At 69.0% G+C, this 17470-nt stretch carries 18 protein-coding genes, 1 pseudogene and 2 riboswitches; of the genes and pseudogenes, 11 read left to right on the plus strand and 8 right to left on the minus strand.

The features are described 5' to 3' along the window. The first annotated feature begins 38 nt into the window (after nt 1–38). A complete protein-coding gene (locus tag QQJ79_RS03655) occupies nt 39–347 on the plus strand; it encodes an antibiotic biosynthesis monooxygenase family protein (protein WP_284221215.1) in 309 nt (102 codons plus the stop codon). Nucleotides 348–351: 4 nt separating this feature from the next. On the opposite strand, the gene rlmJ is transcribed toward QQJ79_RS03655, so the two are convergent. Further along, nucleotides 352–1173, minus strand: a complete 822-nt coding sequence (gene rlmJ / locus QQJ79_RS03660) for a 23S rRNA (adenine(2030)-N(6))-methyltransferase RlmJ (protein ID WP_284221217.1) — start codon at nt 1171–1173, stop codon at nt 352–354. Between the two features lie 124 nt (nt 1174–1297). On the opposite strand from rlmJ, the gene QQJ79_RS03665 reads away from it, so the two are divergent. Both QQJ79_RS03665 and QQJ79_RS03670 read left to right on the plus strand, forming a co-directional pair. After that, nucleotides 1298–2317 carry a DNA topoisomerase IB gene (locus tag QQJ79_RS03665; protein ID WP_284221218.1) on the plus strand — a complete coding sequence of 340 codons (1020 nt, stop codon included), beginning with the start codon at nt 1298–1300 and terminating at the stop codon, nt 2315–2317. A 109-nt stretch (nt 2318–2426) separates the two neighbouring features. Next, nucleotides 2427–2813, plus strand: coding sequence for a hypothetical protein (locus tag QQJ79_RS03670; RefSeq protein WP_284221220.1), 387 nt, complete (start codon nt 2427–2429; stop codon nt 2811–2813). Between the two features lie 4 nt (nt 2814–2817). On the opposite strand, the gene QQJ79_RS03675 is transcribed toward QQJ79_RS03670, so the two are convergent. The 5 genes from QQJ79_RS03675 to ispH form a co-directional block, all read right to left on the minus strand. Then, entirely contained in the window at nt 2818–3270 is a 453-nt protein-coding gene (locus QQJ79_RS03675) for an opioid growth factor receptor-related protein (RefSeq protein ID WP_284221222.1), read from the minus strand. A gap of 13 nt (nt 3271–3283) precedes the next feature. Beyond that, complete coding sequence (gene tdh / locus QQJ79_RS03680; protein ID WP_284221225.1) at nt 3284–4336, minus strand: L-threonine 3-dehydrogenase; 1053 nt, start codon at nt 4334–4336, stop codon at nt 3284–3286. After that, nucleotides 4336–5526, minus strand: a complete 1191-nt coding sequence (locus QQJ79_RS03685; protein WP_284221230.1) for a glycine C-acetyltransferase — start codon at nt 5524–5526, stop codon at nt 4336–4338. The genes tdh and QQJ79_RS03685 overlap by 1 nt, the downstream gene beginning before the upstream one ends. Before the next feature lie 46 nt (nt 5527–5572). Further along, nucleotides 5573–6496, minus strand: a complete 924-nt coding sequence (locus QQJ79_RS03690) for a DUF4232 domain-containing protein (RefSeq protein ID WP_284221232.1) — start codon at nt 6494–6496, stop codon at nt 5573–5575. A 71-nt stretch (nt 6497–6567) separates the two neighbouring features. Next, entirely contained in the window at nt 6568–7539 is a 972-nt protein-coding gene (gene ispH, locus QQJ79_RS03695) for a 4-hydroxy-3-methylbut-2-enyl diphosphate reductase (RefSeq protein WP_284221234.1), read from the minus strand. Nucleotides 7540–7688: 149 nt separating this feature from the next. On the opposite strand from ispH, the gene QQJ79_RS03700 reads away from it, so the two are divergent. From QQJ79_RS03700 to QQJ79_RS03735, 8 genes are all read left to right on the plus strand, one after another. Further along, nucleotides 7689–8387: a Tat pathway signal sequence domain protein gene (locus QQJ79_RS03700; RefSeq protein ID WP_284221236.1), complete on the plus strand. Its 699-nt coding sequence runs from the start codon at nt 7689–7691 to the stop codon at nt 8385–8387. After that, complete coding sequence (argS, locus tag QQJ79_RS03705) at nt 8388–10190, plus strand: arginine--tRNA ligase (RefSeq protein ID WP_284221238.1); 1803 nt, start codon at nt 8388–8390, stop codon at nt 10188–10190. 32 nt (nt 10191–10222) lie between these two features. Further along, nucleotides 10223–11236, plus strand: a complete 1014-nt coding sequence (locus QQJ79_RS03710) for an adenosine deaminase (RefSeq protein ID WP_284221240.1) — start codon at nt 10223–10225, stop codon at nt 11234–11236. A 29-nt stretch (nt 11237–11265) separates the two neighbouring features. Continuing rightward, a riboswitch (glycine riboswitch) is annotated at nt 11266–11363 on the plus strand. Between the two features lie 4 nt (nt 11364–11367). Further along, nucleotides 11368–11444, plus strand: a riboswitch (glycine riboswitch). Nucleotides 11445–11498: 54 nt separating this feature from the next. Continuing rightward, on the plus strand, nt 11499–12614 hold the full coding sequence (gene gcvT, locus QQJ79_RS03715) for a glycine cleavage system aminomethyltransferase GcvT (protein ID WP_284221242.1): 1116 nt from the start codon (nt 11499–11501) through the stop codon (nt 12612–12614). 11 nt (nt 12615–12625) lie between these two features. Continuing rightward, a complete protein-coding gene (gcvH, locus tag QQJ79_RS03720) occupies nt 12626–12988 on the plus strand; it encodes a glycine cleavage system protein GcvH (RefSeq protein WP_284221244.1) in 363 nt (120 codons plus the stop codon). A 30-nt stretch (nt 12989–13018) separates the two neighbouring features. Further along, nucleotides 13019–14362: an aminomethyl-transferring glycine dehydrogenase subunit GcvPA gene (gene gcvPA / locus QQJ79_RS03725; protein ID WP_284221246.1), complete on the plus strand. Its 1344-nt coding sequence runs from the start codon at nt 13019–13021 to the stop codon at nt 14360–14362. 12 nt (nt 14363–14374) lie between these two features. Continuing rightward, on the plus strand, nt 14375–15946 hold the full coding sequence (gene gcvPB, locus QQJ79_RS03730; RefSeq protein WP_284221249.1) for an aminomethyl-transferring glycine dehydrogenase subunit GcvPB: 1572 nt from the start codon (nt 14375–14377) through the stop codon (nt 15944–15946). A gap of 117 nt (nt 15947–16063) precedes the next feature. Beyond that, nucleotides 16064–16531, plus strand: a complete 468-nt coding sequence (locus QQJ79_RS03735) for a DUF6789 family protein (protein ID WP_284221250.1) — start codon at nt 16064–16066, stop codon at nt 16529–16531. 162 nt (nt 16532–16693) lie between these two features. Here the strand turns inward: QQJ79_RS03735 and QQJ79_RS03740 are convergent, their stop codons facing one another. Then, on the minus strand, nt 16694–17206 hold the full coding sequence (locus tag QQJ79_RS03740) for a F0F1 ATP synthase subunit B (RefSeq protein ID WP_284221252.1): 513 nt from the start codon (nt 17204–17206) through the stop codon (nt 16694–16696). Beyond that, nucleotides 17206–17470: pseudogene (locus QQJ79_RS03745) on the minus strand (F0F1 ATP synthase subunit B family protein); the annotation flags it as partial. The pseudogene QQJ79_RS03745 and the gene QQJ79_RS03740, both read right to left, overlap by 1 nt.

Consider the following 17470-nt stretch of genomic DNA (forward strand, 5'->3'; position numbering starts at 1 on the left):
CGCAAGACGGCGGAAGGGCGATCCGCTATGGCCCCGCCATGACCCAAGCCGCCGCCGATCCGGTCGTCCTGATCAACGTCTACACCTGCAAGCCCGAACAGCTGGACACGTTGATGGAACTGCTGGCGGTTATGGTCCGGACCCAGCGCGAAGCCGAGGGCTTCATCTCCGCCACCCTGCACCGCGGCCTCAACGGCAAGGTGGCGGCGGTCCACGCCGTCTGGCGCTCGCGCGAGGACTGGAAGGCCATGGCCCGCAGTCCCGCCGTCAATGCGGCGATGGAGCCGATCATGGCCATCGCCACCTTCGCCCCCCACCTCTATGAGGCGGGCGAGGTCATCGAATAAGGGTTCAGCCCGTCATCCACACCTCGGACCGGGCGCTCTCGCCGCCCAGAACCGCCGCGACCCAGCCGCAGACCTCGTCCGCCGCCGCCTCGGCGCCCGGCGGCGGGTTCAGCACCACCACCGCGCAGCCGTTCATCTTCATCGGATCCGTCAGGGGCCGCAGCCGCGCCTCGGCCACCAGCATCCGCTTGATCCCCGCCTGGTCCAGCCGACGCAGGAAGCCGTCGAAGGTCTCCATGTCCTTCAGCGGCGTCCAGATCGCCACCGTCGCCCGCGGGTCGGCCCGCGCGATGGCGGCGGCCGTGTCGGCGGCGCGATTGTAGTCGTCGGGCTGTTCGAACGGCGGGTCGATCAGGACGAAGGCGCCGGTCGCCTCCGCCGCCCAGGTCCGCGCCTGGTCAAAGCCGTCGCCGCCCTGCGCCATCGCCTGCGGAAAGGCCTCCAGCGCCCCGGTCAGCAGGTCGAGCACGGGCGGATGCAGTTCAAAGCCGACATAGCGATCGTCCTCGCCCAACCGTCCGGCGATCAGCAGCGGCGACCCCGGATAGAAGGTCACGCCGCCATCCGGATTGAGCCGCGCCACCTCGGCCGCCAGGGCCTCGATCAGCGGCGGCCGGTCGCCGGCGGCCATCAACCGGGCGATGCCGGCCTCGGCCTCCTTCGACCGCGCGCCATCGCCGGTCAGGTCATACAGCCCGGCCCCTGCATGGGTGTCGATCACGCTGACCGGCCCCTGCGCCTGCCGCCGCTCCAGCAGCCAGAGCAGCAGGGCGTGTTTGACGATGTCGGCGAAATTCCCGGCGTGAAAGCTGTGGCGATAGTTCATCGCCCTGCCCTCTCGCGGCCCGGCCTGCGGGTCAAGGGGAACCGGCGGTCCTCGCGCGACGTTGGCGCTGCGCAAATCCGCAAGGGGTTGAGATGGCGACGAAACTGCGGGGCGGACGACGCTGATGGCCCATGGCGCTTTGGAGGTCGGCTCGCGGGCCGAGGTTCCCGACGGTCTGACGTATTGCAGCGACGAGCATCCGGGCCTGAGACGCACGCCTTCGGGCAAGGGCTTCGCCTATCACGACCCGCAGGGACGCCTCGTCCGCGACCGCAAGGTGCTCGACCGCATCCGTACCCTCGCCATCCCGCCGGCCTGGACCGACGTCTGGATCTGCCCCCGCGCCACCGGCCACATCCAGGCCACAGGCCGCGATGTCAAAGGGCGCAAGCAGTACCGCTATCATGAAGGCTGGAGCCGCCATGCCTCGGAGAGCAAATTCGAACGCATTCCGGCCTTCGCCCGGGCCCTGCCGAGACTGCGCAAGAGGGTCGAGGCCGATCTCAACCGGCGCGGCGTGTCGCGCGACAAGGTGCTGGCCACGGCGGTGCGTCTGCTGGAACTGACCCTGATCCGCGTCGGCAACGCCCAGTATGCGAGGCACAACCGGTCCTACGGCCTGACCACCCTCAACAAACGCCATCTCGATCTGACCGGCGCCGCCCTGACCTTCGCCTTCAAGGGCAAGAGCGGGGTCGAGCACGAGGTCCGGGTGCGCGACCGGCGGCTGGCGACGGTCGTGCGGTCCCTGCGCGAACTGCCGGGTCAGCAGTTGTTCAAATACCGCGACGCCGACGGGACGCTGTGCGCCATCACCTCCGACGACGTGAACGCCTATATCCGCGAGGCCATGGGCGACGGCTTCTCGGCCAAGGACTTTCGCACCTGGGCCGGAACGGTGTCGGCGGCGCGGGCGCTGCGGGAGGCGGAGCCCCCGACCTCGGCCGCCGATGCGAAACGCAGGATCACCGTTTGCGTCAGGGCCGTCGCGGGCTTGCTGGGCAACACCCCGACGGTCTGCCGGTCGGCCTATATTCATCCGACGGTCTTCGAACTTTACGAGACCGGCCGACTGGTCGAAGTCCTGCCGGGCCCCGAGGCCAACGGCTTCGAGCGCGCCCTGATCAAGGCCCTCGCGGGCTGAGGACGCCCGCCGCGACGGGCCCCGTTTGCGCCACGGAGCTGAATCGGATGTAACTTGATCCCTGGGGAGAACGGCGGTTTACGACCGCCCTTTGTCGGAGGGATCCAGGATGTTCGTATCCAATAATTTTCTGCGCCTCGGCGCGCTGTCGGCCCTGGTCGGGATGTCGCTGGGCGTCTGGATGGGCGCCAATCAGGACTTCGTGCTCAGGCCGGTGCACGCCCACATCAACCTGCTGGGATTCGCGTCGATGATGCTGTTCGGCCTGTTCTACCGCGTCTTTCCGGCCGCCGGCCGGGGCTGGCTGCCGATGGCGCATTTCGTCCTTTCGGTCATCGGCTTCCTGATCCTGATGCCGTCCCTGACCCTGATGCTGCTGGGCAAGCCCCTGTTCATGCCGGGGATGATCGCCTCGGAGATCATGCTGGTGGCGTCGATGGCGCTGTTCGTGATCATCGTCTTCAACGCGACGATGGCGAAGGATCAGAGCGCCTGACGGGTCAGGCCGTCGCCCAGTAGCCGCGACTGCGGGCGCTGACCGGCGCTCGCGTCGCCTCGACCCGCGCCAGAATCGCATCCCGGAAGGCGTCCGCCGCTTCGTCGCCCTGCAGCAGCCTCAGGGAGCGGATGATCCGGGTGATGCGGCGATGATTGTGGTCGTTGGGCATCAGCCAGTCGTGGGTCGTCTGGTAGAAGGCGACCATGCGATCGGTCGCGCCGGTAAGGGCGATCGGCGCCAGTTCGGACACGCGAATGGCCTGAATGTCGCCCGGCGTCAGCACCGGCGAGTCGGGTACGGCGGCCGATGGTTCCGGCAAGGGGAACAGCCACTGGATGAAATCGTGCGTCCGCTCAAGGGCGACGTCGTCCATGGCGAGGACGTCAAACACGGTGCGGCCGCGGGCGTCCGTCCCCTCGCCTTCCAGAAACATCACGACAGGGCGGACGACCATTGCGGCCGTCCCCTCAGACCGCCTTGTCCCAGTTGAGCACGACCTTGCCCGACTGGCCCGAACGCATGGCCTCGAAACCCTCCTGATAGCGGTCGTAGCTCATCTGGTGGGTGATCAGCGGGGTCAGGTCGAGACCGGCCTTGAGCAGGCCCAGCATCTTGCGCCAGGTCGTGAACATCTCGCGCCCATAGACGCCCTTGATGGTCAGGGCCTTGAGGATGATCGCCCCCCAGTCGGTCTCCATCGGCTTCGACGGAATCCCCAGCAGGGCCATGCCGCCGCCCATGATCAGGGTGTCGACGCACTGTTTGAAGGCGATCGGCGAGCCCGACATCTCCAGCGCCACGTCGAAGCCGACCTTGAGGCCCTGCTCGTGCATGACGTCGCGGAGGTCTTCCCGGGTCGTGTTCACGGTGCGGACGCCCGGCGCCACCTTCTGCGCCAGCTCCAGCCGGAAGTCGTTGATGTCGGTCAGGACCACGGTGCGGGCGCCGGCGTGGCGGGCGACGGCGGCGGCCATCATGCCGATGGGGCCGGCGCCGGTGACCAGCACATCCTCGCCCAGCAGGTCGAACTGCTGCGCCGTGTGCACGGCGTTGCCGAACGGATCGAGGATCGAGCCGATCTCATAGGGCACGTCGTCGGGCAGCTCGATGACGTTGAACGCCGGGGCGACGACGAACTCGGCGAAGGCGCCCTGACGATTCACGCCGATGCCCTTGGTCGCGGGATCGAGGTGGAAATGGCCGGCGCGGGCCGCTTCCGAATTCAGGTCGATGACATGGCCCTCGGCCGAGACCCGCTGGCCGATCTTCAGGCGGCGGTCGACGTCCTTGCCGATGGCGACGATCTCGCCGGCGAACTCATGGCCGGTGATCATGGGCACCGGGACGTTCTTCTGGCTCCACTCGTCCCAGTTCCAGATGTGGATGTCGGTGCCGCAGACGGCGGTCCGGTGCACCCGGATCAGCACGTCCTCGGGTCCGGCGACCGGGATCGGCGCGTCGATCAGCTCGAGACCGACTTCGGGCCGGGTCTTGGCCAGGGCCTTCATGGTGTCAGCCATCAGATAACTCCCAATTCGCGTCCGGCCGTCGTGAACGCCGCGACCGTTTGATCAATCTGTTCGAAGGTGTGCGCCGCCGACATCTGGGTGCGGATGCGGGCCTGGCCGCGGGGCACCACAGGGAAGCTGAAGCCGATGACATAGACGCCGAGCTCCAGCGCCCGGGCGGCGAAGTCCTGGGCCAGCTTCGCGTCGCCCAGCATCACCGGGATGATCGGGTGCTCGCCGGGCAGCAGGGTGAAGCCCGCTTCGGTCATAGCCGCGCGGTAGCGGACGGCGTTGGCGAACAGCTGTTTGCGCAGGGCGTCGCCCTCGTCGCCGGCGGCGATGCGGATCGCTTCCAGGCTCGAGCCGCAGACGGCCGGGGCCAGGGCGTTGGAGAACAGATAGGGCCGGGCCCGCTGCTTCAGCAGGGCCACGACCTCGGCGGTGGCGCAGATGAAGCCGCCCATGGCCCCGCCCAGCGCCTTGCCGAAGGTGCCGGTCAGGAAGTCGATCTCGACCCCGTGGTGAGCATAGGAGCCGCGCCCCTGCGGACCGAGGAAGCCGGTGGCGTGGCAGTCGTCGACCATGATCAGGGCCTGGTACTTGTCGGCCAGCGCCCGGATGTCCTTCAGCTTCGCGATATAGCCGTCCATCGAGAAGGCGCCGTCGGTGGCGATGACGATCTCGCGCGCGCCGTCGGCCCGGGCCTGTTTCAGCTGGGTCTCGAGGTCGTCCATGTCGGAGTTGGCGAAGCGGTACCGCTTGGCCTTGCACAGCCGCACGCCGTCGATGATGGAGGCGTGGTTGAGGCTGTCCGAGACGATGGCGTCCTCGGCGCCGAACAGGGGCTCGAAGATGCCGCCGTTGGCGTCAAAGGCTGCGGCGAACAGGATCGTGTCCTCGAAGCCGAGATAGTCGGCGACGGCGCGCTCCAGCTCCTTGTGGATCTCCAGCGTGCCGCAGATGAAGCGGACCGAGGCCGTGCCAGCGCCCCATTTCCGCTGCGCCGCGATCCCCGCCTGGGTCACGCGCTCGTCGCCGGCGAGGCCGAGATAGTTGTTGGCGCAGAAATTGAGGACGTCGCGCCCGCCGACCTTGATCACCGGCCCCTGTCGTGAGGCGATGACCCGTTCCGGCTTGGTCAGGCCCTGGGCGTCGATGTCGGCGAGTTCCGCGCGGACGCGGTCATGAAAACTGGCTGTCATGCGCGCTCCGCTACGCCGTTTCCGCCCCGGTTTGAACCCCCCGGAGCTAAGTCGCGGCCGCCGGGGCCGGCGCCGGGGCCGGTTCGGCCGTCGGGCGGAACGGACTGACCCGGATGCGGCCGCCACAGGGTGTGAGGGCCTGGGCCAGCGAGACCGGCGAGGTGTCGCCGGGGGCGGTCATGCGAATACGCGCCGCGGACGGGCAGGCGGTTTCGCCGTTCCCTTCATTCGGCACGACATTCCAGGCGATGTCGAAGAAGGCCTTGCCCTGCGGCGCCAGTTCGACGGGCGTCGGCGCCTGACCCTGCCGGAAATAGCCGCCCGGCGTCTGGTCGGCGCGAATGGCCGTCAGGTTGCGGCCCTGTCGATCCTGAAGCGTCAAGGTCGGATAGCCGGTCAGGCTGCAGGCCTGGGCGCCGACGTTCTGGACGCCGAGGATCGAGACCCGGTTGCCCGCGCCCGCGTCGCCGCCGTCCGCGGACAGTTTCAGCTGCGGTCCCCGGCACGGGGCGGATGCGGGCAGCACGCCGCCCGGCGCGGGCTGGGGTCCGGGGATCGGGCCCGGGGCGATGGGTCCCGAGGACGGGCGGCTGCATCGTTCCAGCACCGACACGCCGACATCCTCGTTGGGGCCCAGACGGCTGAGCGTCGCGCTCTCCGAACCGTCGCGGGTGGCGCTCCACCATTCCAGCCCCGACCCGGCGTAGCGGGCGCCGGACGCCGACTGGACGGTGCGCAATGTATAGCTCTGGCCCTTGTAGGTCAGCAGGGCGGTGGCCGTGTCCGGGTAGGCGACGGTGACCGACTGGCCGCTTTCGCAGGCATAGCTGACCGGCGGCGCGGCCGTTCCGGCGGGGGCCGGCGACGGCGGGACCGGCGCCGGCGGCGCCTCGGCCTCGGGAGAGCAGGCCGCCGCCGCGAACAGGGCGAGGGCCGAAACGGCGGTGCAGGCTGTGCGAATGCGGCGCATGGAGGTGTCCCGTGGTGAGCAGCTTCAACGCCAGCGAACGGCAAAGGCTCCGCTTGCGCAAGCCCGCCGGCTCAGGCCGTCAGAACCCGGGGCAGTTTGAATGTCACGGTCTCTCGCTCGCCCGCGTCCTCGATCACCTCGGCGTCGAAGCGGGCCCGGACAGCGTCGACCAGCTCCTCAATCAGCCGCTCCGGGGCGGATGCGCCGGCCGTGATCCCGAGCGTCGACACGCCGTTCATCCAGGACCAGTCCACCTGACCGGCGTCGTCCACCAGCCGGGCGTCGCGCGCGCCGGCCCGCATCGCCACCTCCACAAGCCGCACGGAGTTCGACGAGTTCTTCGACCCGACCACCAGCACCAGGTCGCAACCCTGACCCAGCCGCTTGACCGCCTCCTGCCGGTTGGTGGTGGCGTAGCAGATGTCTTCCTTGTGCGGGTCGGGCAGCTCGGGGAAGCGGCGCTTCAGCGTGGCCAGGATTTCCGCCGTATCGTCGACCGACAATGTCGTCTGGGTGGCGTAGGCCAGAGGCGCGTCGCCCGGCCGCTGGAAGGCCTCGGCGTCCGCGACCGTCTCGATCAGGCTGATGGCCTCCGGCGGCAGCTGGCCCATGGTGCCGACGACCTCGGGATGGCCGGCGTGGCCGATCAGGATGATGTGGCGGCCGGCGGCATGATGCCGTTCCGCCTCGACATGAACCTTTGAAACCAGCGGGCAGGTTGCGTCGAGATACAGCATCTCCCGCGCCCGGGCCGTCGCCGGGACGGACTTGGGCACGCCATGGGCCGAAAAAACGACCGGGCGGTCGTCCGGGCAATCGTCCAGTTCCTTGACGAAGACCGCGCCCATGGCCTTCAGCCGGTCGACGACATGGCGGTTGTGGACGATCTCATGCCGCACATAGACGGGAGCGCCGTATTTCTCGATGGCCCGCTCGACGATCTGGATCGCCCGGTCGACCCCCGCGCAGAAGCCTCGCGGCGTGGCCAACCGGACGGTCAGGGAGGGCTTCTCGGGCGGCCGCACAGGCGCTTGAAGGGTCATGGACGGAACCTAGTCGTTCGAGGCCGTCCTCGCCACCACGCTTTAGGCTCGCGCGGGTTTGCCGCGCCTCGGTTTAGCCGCTATCAGCAACCAGCGTGCGCCCCGCGTCGGGCTGTCGCCGCACCTCCTCGTTTCCGGAAGAATATTCGATGCGTCGCGTCCTCAAGGTTTCCCTGGCCTCGGCCCTCGCCGCCGCAGCCGTGTCGGTCGTGATCGTCCCGACCGCCGCCAGCGCCCAGTATCCGCAAGGCCAGCAGAGCCGCCCCGGCCAGAGCCCCGGCCAGCGTGAACAGGAAGACGGCTCGACGGAGGACCGCCCGCGCCCGCCCCGGATCGCGCCGCTGCGCCGCAGCGCCGCCGCCGGCCCCTGCCCCTATGTGAAGGTGCTGTACGACGCGGCCCGCTATGTCGAACTGACCGGAGACCGGGTGACCATGGCCAACGTCGGCTTCACCGGCGAAATCGAGGGTCTGGTTTCGGACTGCTCGTACCAGTCGGACGAGCCGATCACGGTTCATACGCGTGTCCAGTTCAACCTCGGCCGCGGCCCGCAGGCGCAGGGCGACGGCCGCACCTATCGCTACTGGATCGCCGTCACCGAACGGAACCGAGCGGTTCTGGCCAAGGAATATTTCGACCTGCCGGTCAATTTCGACGGGGCGACCACGGCGACGGTCATCCAGGATCAGACCATCGTCATCCCGCGCGCCGAGGCGACCACCAGCGGCGACCATTTCGAAGTCCTGGTCGGTTTCGAAGTCACGCCCGCGATGGCCGAGTTCAATCGCAACGGCAACCGTTTCCGCGTCAACGCCGGGACCGGCGCCGCCCAGCCGCCGGCGCAGTAAATGACCGACCTCAGGACTGTTCTGGGCGAAGCGGTCGGAGCCGCCTTCGCCGCCGAAGGCGTGGACGCCGCCCTGGCGAAGGTCACGCCTTCGGACCGGCCCGACCTGGCCGACTTCCAGTCCAATGGCGCGCTCGCCGCCGCCAGGGCGCTGAAGGCCAATCCGCGCGACCTGGCGACCCGGGTCGCCGAACGCCTGACGAACGATCCCCGCCTGTCCTCGGTCGAGGTGGCCGGACCGGGGTTCATCAATCTGAAGCTGGCTGACGGCGCGCTGTCGGCCCGTGCCGCAGAGGTCGCCATCGACGCCGGACACGCCGGCGCCGCGCTGGTCGCATCGCCCCGCAAGGTGGTCATCGATTTCGCCGGACCGAACGTGGCCAAGCCGATGCACGTCGGCCACCTCCGCAGCTCGATCATCGGCGAGAGCCTCAAGCGCATCTTCCGCTTCCGCGGCGATACGGTCTGGGGCGACGCCCATTTCGGCGACTGGGGTTTCCAGATGGGCCTGCTGATCGTCGCCGTCGGCGATGAGGGCAAGGCCGACGGCTTCCTCATCGAGGGCGACGGCCCCTTCCCGGCCGAGAGCCCGGTCACCCTCGAGGATCTCGAGCGCCTCTATCCGGCCGCCGCCGCCATGGCCAAGGAAGACGCCGGCTTCCGCGACCGCGCCCGCAAGGCGACCGCGGAACTGCAGGCTGGCCGTCCCGGCTACCGCGCCCTCTGGGCCCATTTCGTCGCCGTCAGCCGCACGGCGCTGGAACGCGAGTTCGGCGCCCTGGGCGTGACCTTCGACCTGTGGAACGGCGAGAGCGACGCCGATCCGGTCATGGCCGAGATGATCGCCCATCTGGAGGCGACCGGCCTGCTGGTCGAGGACGACGGCGCCCGCGTGGTCCACGTCGCCCGGCCCGGCGAAACCCGCAAACGCAAGCTGGCCGACGGCTCCGTCATCGAGGCGCCCAGCCCGCCGCCGCTGCTGGTCATCAGCTCGGAAGGTTCGGCCATGTACGGCACGACCGACCTGGCGACCATTCTCGACCGCCGCAAGGCCATCGACCCCGACCTGATCCTCTATGTCGTCGACGAGCGGCAGGCCGAGCATTTCGAACAGGTGTTCCGCGCGGCGTATCTGGCCGGCTACGCCGCCGAAGGCTCGCTGGATCACCTCGGCTTCGGCACCATGAACGGCCCGGACGGCAAGCCCTTCAAGACCCGCGCCGGCGGCGTCCTGAAGCTGCACGACCTGATCACCATGGCCGTCGACAAGGCGCGGGAGCGGCTGCACGAGGCGCATCTGGGCGAGGACCTGATCGAGGCCGAGTTCGAGGACATCGCCCACAAGGTCGCCGTCGCCGCCCTGAAATTCGCCGACCTGTCGAACAGCCGCACCACCAGCTACGTCTTCGACCTCGACCGCTTCATGAGCTTCGAGGGCAAGACCGGGCCGTATCTGCTGTACCAGGCCGTGCGGATCAAATCCCTGCTGCGCAAGGCCGCCGACCAGGGCGCGACGCCCGGTCCCATCGTCATCGCCGAACCGGCCGAACGCGACCTGGCCCTGACGCTGGACGCCTTCTCCCAGGCCGTGGCCGAGGCCTATGACAAGCGGATGCCGCACGTCATCGCCGAACACGCCTACCGGCTGGCGCAGAGCTTCTCGAAATTCTATGCCGCCTGTCCGGTGCTGGTCGCCCCCGATGCGGCGACCCGCGGCTCGCGCCTGACCCTGTCGAAGGCGGCGCTGGACCAGCTGGAAACGGCGCTCCGACTGCTGGGAATCGACACGCCCGAGCGGATGTAGGCTAGACTGGAGGCTCGTTTCCGGAGCTCTCCATGTCGCTCGACACCTATATCGCCGGCCTGCCCAAGGCCGAGCTGCATCTTCATATCGAGGGCAGCCTCGAGCCCGAGCTGATGTTCGAACTGGCCCGGCGCAACGGCGTGGCCATTCCCTTCGACAGCGTCGAGGCCGTCCGCGCGGCCTATGACTTCTCCAACCTGCAGGACTTCCTCGACATCTATTACGCCGGGGCCAATGTGCTGCTGACGCGGCGCGACTTCGAGGATCTGGCCTTCGCCTATTTCCAGCGCGCGGCGGCCGACAATGTGCGCCACGCCGAGATCTTCTTCGATCCGCAGACCCACACGGACCGGGGCGTGCCCTTCGGCGTGGTGGTCGAGGGCCTGATCGCGGGCATGGAGCGGGCGAAGACCGAACTGGGCGTGACCTCGGGTTTGATCCTCAGCTTCCTGCGCCACCTGAGCGAGGAGGAGGCCTTCGCCACCCTCGAGGCCGCCACGCCATACCTGCGTCATTTCGTCGGCGTCGGGCTGGATTCGTCGGAGGTCGGCCACCCGCCGTCGAAATTCGAGCGGGTCTTCGCCGCCGCCCGCGAACTGGGCCTGAAACTCTGCGCCCACGCCGGCGAGGAAGGGCCCCCGGCCTATGTGCGCGAGGCGCTGGACCTGCTGCACATCGACCGGATGGACCACGGCAACCGGTCGATGGAGGACGAGGACCTGATCCTGCGGCTGGCGGCGTCGCGCATGACGCTGACCGTCTGCCCGCTGTCGAACCTGAAGCTCTGCGTGGTCAGGGACCTGAAGGATCACCCCGTGCCCGAGATGCTGCGGCGTGGCCTTCACGTCACGCTGAACTCGGACGATCCGGCCTATTTCGGCGGCTATGTGAACGAGAACTACCGCCAGTTGGCGCAGGCCGTCGGGCTGACCCGCGACCAGCTCACCCTGCTGGCGCGCAACAGTTTCGAGGGCTCGTTCCTGAGCGAGCCGGACAAGGCTGCGCGGATCGCCGAAGTGGAGGCGTACGCCGCCCGTTCCGCTTGACACAGGCCCGGAGTCGGGCACTAGGTCCGCTCGCTCTCGCGGGAGAGATCGGGGCCCTTTCGGGGGTTCCGGAGCCGAAGGCGCAACCGCCCCGGAAACGCTCAGGCAAACGGACCGCGAGGACATACGGACGCTGGAAAGTCGCTCTCCGGAGCGCGCCGACGGAGCAAGCGGGGAACCGCGGAATCTCTCAGGCTTCAGGACAGCGGGGGCGCGAGGACGGCGGAGCTTTCCGCCCCAGTACGCGACTCTGAAGGCCGACATGACCGACGAAATCCTCAAGACCACGCCCCTCAACGCCGCGCACCGCGCCCTCGGAGCCCGCATGGTCGGCTTCGGCGGCTATGACATGCCGGTGCAGTACGAAGGCGTGCTGGCCGAGCACCGCTGGACCCGCGAACACGCCGGCCTGTTCGACGTCTCGCACATGGGCCAGTGCCGGATCACCGGCGAGGACGCCACGGCCCAGTTCGAGCGCTTCGTCCCCGGCGACTATGCGGTCCTCAAGGCCGGACGGCAGAAATACAGCCTGCTGCTGAACGCCGAAGGCGGGATCATGGACGACCTGATGGCCGGCCGCCCCGATCACGACGGCCTCTATGTGGTGGTCAACGCCGGCAACAAGGACGCCGACTTCGCCTTCCTCAAGGCCAACCTTGCCGGCGACGCGAAGCTGACGGTCCTGTCCGACCGCGCCCTGATCGCCATCCAGGGCCCGGAGGCCGCCGAGGTCATGGCCGCGCATGAACCGGTGCTGGCCGAGTTCGGCTTCATGGACTGCGCCCGGCTGGTGCTGTTCGGGGTCGACTGCTTCGTCTCCCGCTCGGGCTATACCGGCGAGGACGGCTACGAGATTTCCGTGCCGAACGCCGACGCCGAACGCATCTGGAACACCCTTCTCAAGGACGCCCGCGTCAAGCCGATCGGCCTGGGCGCGCGCGACAGCCTGCGCCTCGAAGCCGGCCTGCCGCTGCACGGCCACGACATCGACCCCTCGACCAGCCCGGTCGAAGGCGCCCTGACCTTCGCCCTGTCGAAATCGCGCAAGGAGCGCGCGGACTTCAACGGCGCCGACCGCATCCTGAAGGAACTGGCCGACGGCCCGTCCCGGGTCCGCGTCGGCCTGAGCGTCAAGGAAGGCGCCCCGGCCCGTGAAGGCGCCGAGATCGCCGACATGGACGGAACCGTGATCGGCAATGTGACCTCCGGCGGGCCCTCGCCGACGCTGGGTCGCAACATCGCCATGGGCTATGTCCCGCCGGAATTCGCCGAACTCGGCACGGATCTGAAGGTCATCGTGCGCGGCAAGCCCGCCGCCGCCGAGGTCGTCGCCATGCCCTTCGTCGCCCAACGCTACTATCGCAAACCGAAAGCCTGAGGATCGGACCGATGCATTTCTCCAAGGATCACGAGTGGGTTCGCTTCGACGGCGACGTCGCCACCGTCGGAATCTCCAGACACGCCGCTGACGCCCTGGGCGACGTGGTGTTCGTCGAGACCCCGGACGCCGGCAAGACCGTTTCGAAAGGCGACAGCTTCGCCGTCGTCGAGAGCGTCAAGGCGGCCTCGGACGTCTACGCCCCCGTCTCGGGTGAAGTGATCGAGGGCAACGCCGTCCTCGCCTCCGCCCCGGAAACCGTCAACGCCGACCCTGAAGGCGAAGGCTGGTTCGCGAAGATCAAGGTGTCCGACACCTCGACCGACGGCCTGATGGACCGCGCCGCCTACGACGCCTTCCTCGCCACCCTCTAAGCCCTTCCCTCCCGCACGGATCTCCCCGCCATGCGCTACCTGCCGCTGACGCCCGACGACCGCTCCGCCATGCTGGCGGCCATCGGCGCCAAATCCATCGACGACCTGTTCGTGGATGTCCCGAAAGCGGCGCACCGCGACGGCTTCGTCGACCTGCCGCGCGTGGCGGGCGAGCTTGAGGTCGAGCGGGCGCTGGGGGCCATGGCGGCGAAGAACGCCTCGGCGGGATCCGTGCCGTTCTTCTGCGGCGCCGGCGCCTACAAGCACCATGTGCCGGCGACCGTGGACCACGTGATCCAGCGGTCGGAGTTCCTGACCAGCTATACGCCCTACCAGCCCGAGATCGCCCAAGGCACGCTGCAGTATCTGTACGAGTTCCAGACCCAGGTCGCGAACCTGACCGGCATGCCGGTGGCCAACGCCAGCCTCTATGACGGCTCCACCGCCATGGCCGAGGGCGTGCTGATGGCCACCCGCGTGACCCGCCGCAACAAGGCGGTGATCTCCGGTGGCGTTCATCCCCACTATGTCCGGGCGACCGAGACCGTGGTCCACGCCGTGGGCGTCGAGACCCAGGTCCTGCCGGCCGCCGTGGACGCCGAGGCCGATGTCATCGCCCAGATCGGACCCGACACCGCCTGTGTCGTGGTCCAGACCCCGAACGTGTTCGGCACCGCCACCGACGTGACCAAAATCGCCGAGGCCGCCCACGCCGCCGGCGCCCTGCTGATCGTCGTGGTCACCGAGGCCGTTTCGATGGGCCTGTTGAAGTCGCCGGGCGAGATGGGGGCCGACATCGTCGCCGCCGAGGGCCAGTCGATCGGCAACGCCCTGAACTACGGCGGCCCCTATGTCGGCCTGTTCGCCTGCCGCGAAAAGCTGGTGCGCCAGATGCCGGGCCGCCTGACCGGCGAGACCGTCGACGCCGACGGAAAGCGCGGTTTCGTCCTGACCCTGTCGACGCGGGAGCAGCACATCCGCCGCGACAAGGCGACGTCGAACATCTGCACCAACTCCGGTCTCTGCACCCTGGCCTTCACCATCCACATGAGCCTGCTGGGCGAGACGGGGCTGCGCAAGATGGCCCTGCTGAACCATGAGAAGGCGCTGGCGACCCGGGACGCCCTGGCGGCGATTCCCGGCGTCGAGGTCCTGACCCCGCGCTTCTTCAACGAGTTCGCCGTGCGCCTGCCCAAGCCCGCGGCGGAGGTGGTCGAGCAACTGGCCCAGCATCGCATCCTGGCCGGCGTGCCCTACAGCCGCCTCGCCCCTGCAGCCGGCATGGACGACGTCCTGCTGGTCGCGGCGACCGAGATGACCATGGACGGCGACATCAAAATCCTGGCGAGCGCGCTCGCCAAGGTCTGCGCGTAAGGAGCCCGGATCATGAGCACCATGAACACCGTCGGCCGCCCGACCACCCCGAACCGCGTCGAGAGCAAGCCCGCCACCCTGACCGGCGGGCGCGGCCTGCTGCAGGACGAACACCTGATCTTCGAGAGCGACGGCTGGGGCAAGACCGGTGTCGATCTGCCTGAGCCGAAGACAGACGGGTCCGACCTTGGCGATCTGGTCCGCCGCGATCCGATCGGCCTGCCGGGCCTCTCGGAACCCGAGACGATGCGCCACTATGTGCGGCTGTCGCAGAAGAACCACGCCATCGACCTGGCCATCTATCCGCTGGGCTCGTGCACGATGAAGCACAACCCGCGCCTCAACGAGAAAATGGCGCGTCTGCCGGGGTTCGCGGACATTCACCCGCTGCAGCCGACGTCGACGGTGCAGGGCGCGCTGGAGCTGATGGACACCCTGGCGCACTGGCTCAAGACCCTGACCGGCATGCCCGCCGTCGCGCTTTCGCCCAAGGCCGGCGCCCATGGCGAGCTGTGCGGCCTGATGGCCATCCGCGCCGCCCACGAGGCCTCGGGCCAGCATGAGCGGCGCCGCAAGGTGCTGGTGCCCACCTCGGCCCATGGCACCAATCCGGCGACGGCCGCCTTTGTCGGCTACACCGTCGTGGAAGTGGCCCAGACCGGGGACGGCCGCGTCGACGTGGCCGACCTGGCCGCCAAGCTGGGCGACGACGTCGCCGCCATCATGGTGACCAATCCGAACACCTGCGGCCTGTTCGAGCGGGACATCCTCGAGATCAGCCGGCTGACGCACGAGGCCGGCGCCTATTTCTACTGCGACGGGGCGAACTTCAACGCCATCGTCGGCCGGGTGCGGCCGGGCGACCTGGGCGTCGACGCCATGCACATCAACCTGCACAAGACCTTCTCGACGCCCCACGGCGGCGGCGGTCCGGGCGCGGGTCCGGTGGTGCTGTCCGAGGCCCTCGCCCCCTTCGCTCCGGCCCCGTGGGTCGTGCATGACGCCGACGGCTATCGCCTGATCGAGCGGGAGGAGGACGAGGCGGCCCAGGCCTTCGGCCGGCTGTGCGCCTTCCAGGGCCAGATGGGCATGTATACACGCGCGCTCAGCTACATGATGAGCCACGGCTCGGACGGCCTGCGCCAGGTCGCCGAGGACGCGGTGCTGAACGCCAACTATATCAAGGCCCGTCTGTCGGACCTGATGAGCCCGGCCTTCCCGGAGGGGCCGTGCATGCACGAGGCCCTGTTCGACGACGAATGGTTGAAGGGCACGGAGGTGACCACGCTCGACTTCGCCAAGGCGATGATCGACGAGGGCTTCCACCCGATGACCATGTATTTCCCGCTGGTCGTCCACGGAGCCATGCTGATCGAGCCGACCGAGACGGAGTCGAAGCAGGAGCTGGATCGCTTCATCCACGCCATGCGGGCCCTGGCCGAGGCGGCGAAGGCGGGCGACGTCGACCGGTTCAAGGGCGCCCCCTTCCATGCGCCGATGAAGCGTCTCGACGAAACCCGCGCCGCCCGGTCGCCGGTGCTGCGCTGGACGGCGCCCGAAGGCTCGAACATCGCCGCCGAATAGGCGCTGACCGCTCCCGCACCTGCGAAGCACGGCAAAGTGAACGCCGCCTGCCACAGCAGGCGTATGCTTCTCCCGGCGTAGTCTGAGCCACACCAAGCGTTGGGAGGCGCTGCGGTCATGATGTCACGCGTACAAAAGGGTCTGGTCGCCGGTTTCGCGGCCACGGCCGTCGTCTCCGTCATCGAGGCGATCAATATGTCGGTCGGCCACTGGGCCGTCGCTTTCCCCCAGCTTCTCGCCGTCATCCTGCAGAACCAGGACACGCCGGCCGTCGGCTGGGCCGGGCACCTGTTCGCGGGTCTCGCACTGGGGGCGGCGTTCGGGATCCTGTGTCCGCGTCTGCCCACGGACACGCCCGAATCGAAGGGCATACTGTTCGCCGTCGGCGCCTTTATCCTGATGGGACTGGTGGTCGCCCCGATCGGCGGAGCGGGCATGTTCTTCATGCGGGCCGGCTTCGGCACACTCGCCTGGATGGTCGCCAGCCACGCGATCTTCGGCATTGTGTTGGGCAGCGTCTACGGGCGGCTGGTGGAACGCGAGAAGCGTCGTCGGGTCCCGGTCGGCGGGGCGCCGGCGCACTGATCGACCGGATACGAAAAAGGGCCCCGGGCGAAACGCCGGGGCCCGTTCTTGTTGGGCCGCGGTCACAGGGCTTCGCCCTGTCGACCCGACGCGGCCTGTCGCTTCGCGAACGCGAGGCGCTCAAGCAGCGAGCGACCGCGTCGCGAGCGTTAGCGCCCCAATCTAGTTCAGCCGCGTGCCGATCTGGGCGATGGCGGCGTCGAGCAGGGGGTCGGTTGTCTGGCCCGCCAGACGGGCGGCGAGGATCTGTTCGGCGGCGCGGGCGGCGAGGTCGGCGGCGGCCGTCTTGACCTCGGCCGTGGCCTGGGCCTCGGCCTGGGCGATGCGGCGCTCGGCGAGGGCCTGACGACGGGCCAGGGTCTCTTCCAGCTTGGCCTTGGCCTCGACCTCCATCAGGCGGGCGTCGGCTTCGGCGGCGGCGAGCATTTCCGCGGCCTGGGCCTCGGCCTCGGCCTTTTCGGTGCGGATCTGGGCCAGCAGGGCCTCGGCCTCGGCGCGCAGGCGGGCGGCCTCGTCGAGCTCGGACTGGATCTTCGCGGCCTTGGCGTCGAGCTGGCCGGCGACCAGTTTCGGCACGCCGACGACCACGCACAGGCCGATGAACAGGAACAGGCCGGCGGCGACCCAGAGTTCCGGGTTGGCCAGGTCGTAGAGATGCGGGTTGAAGAATTCCATCAGGCGGCGCCCTTCACAGCGGCAGCGGCTTCAGCGGCGCTGGGCGCCTTGCCGGTCAGGCGTTCGACGATGGCCGCGGCCGTGTCCGAGGCGATCGAGGCGACATTGGTCATGGCGGCGTCGCGGGTCTTGCCGATGGCGGTCTCGGCCTCGGCGATGCGGGCGTTGACGACGGCTTCTTCCTCGGCGGCGCGGGCGTTGGCGGCCTCGGTGACGCGGGCCTTGGCGGCGGCGGCGGTGGCGCGGGACGAGGCGCGGGCGGCC

Origin of the sequence: Brevundimonas denitrificans, from assembly GCF_030160755.1 — a bacterium.
GTDB lineage: Bacteria > Pseudomonadota > Alphaproteobacteria > Caulobacterales > Caulobacteraceae > Brevundimonas > Brevundimonas denitrificans.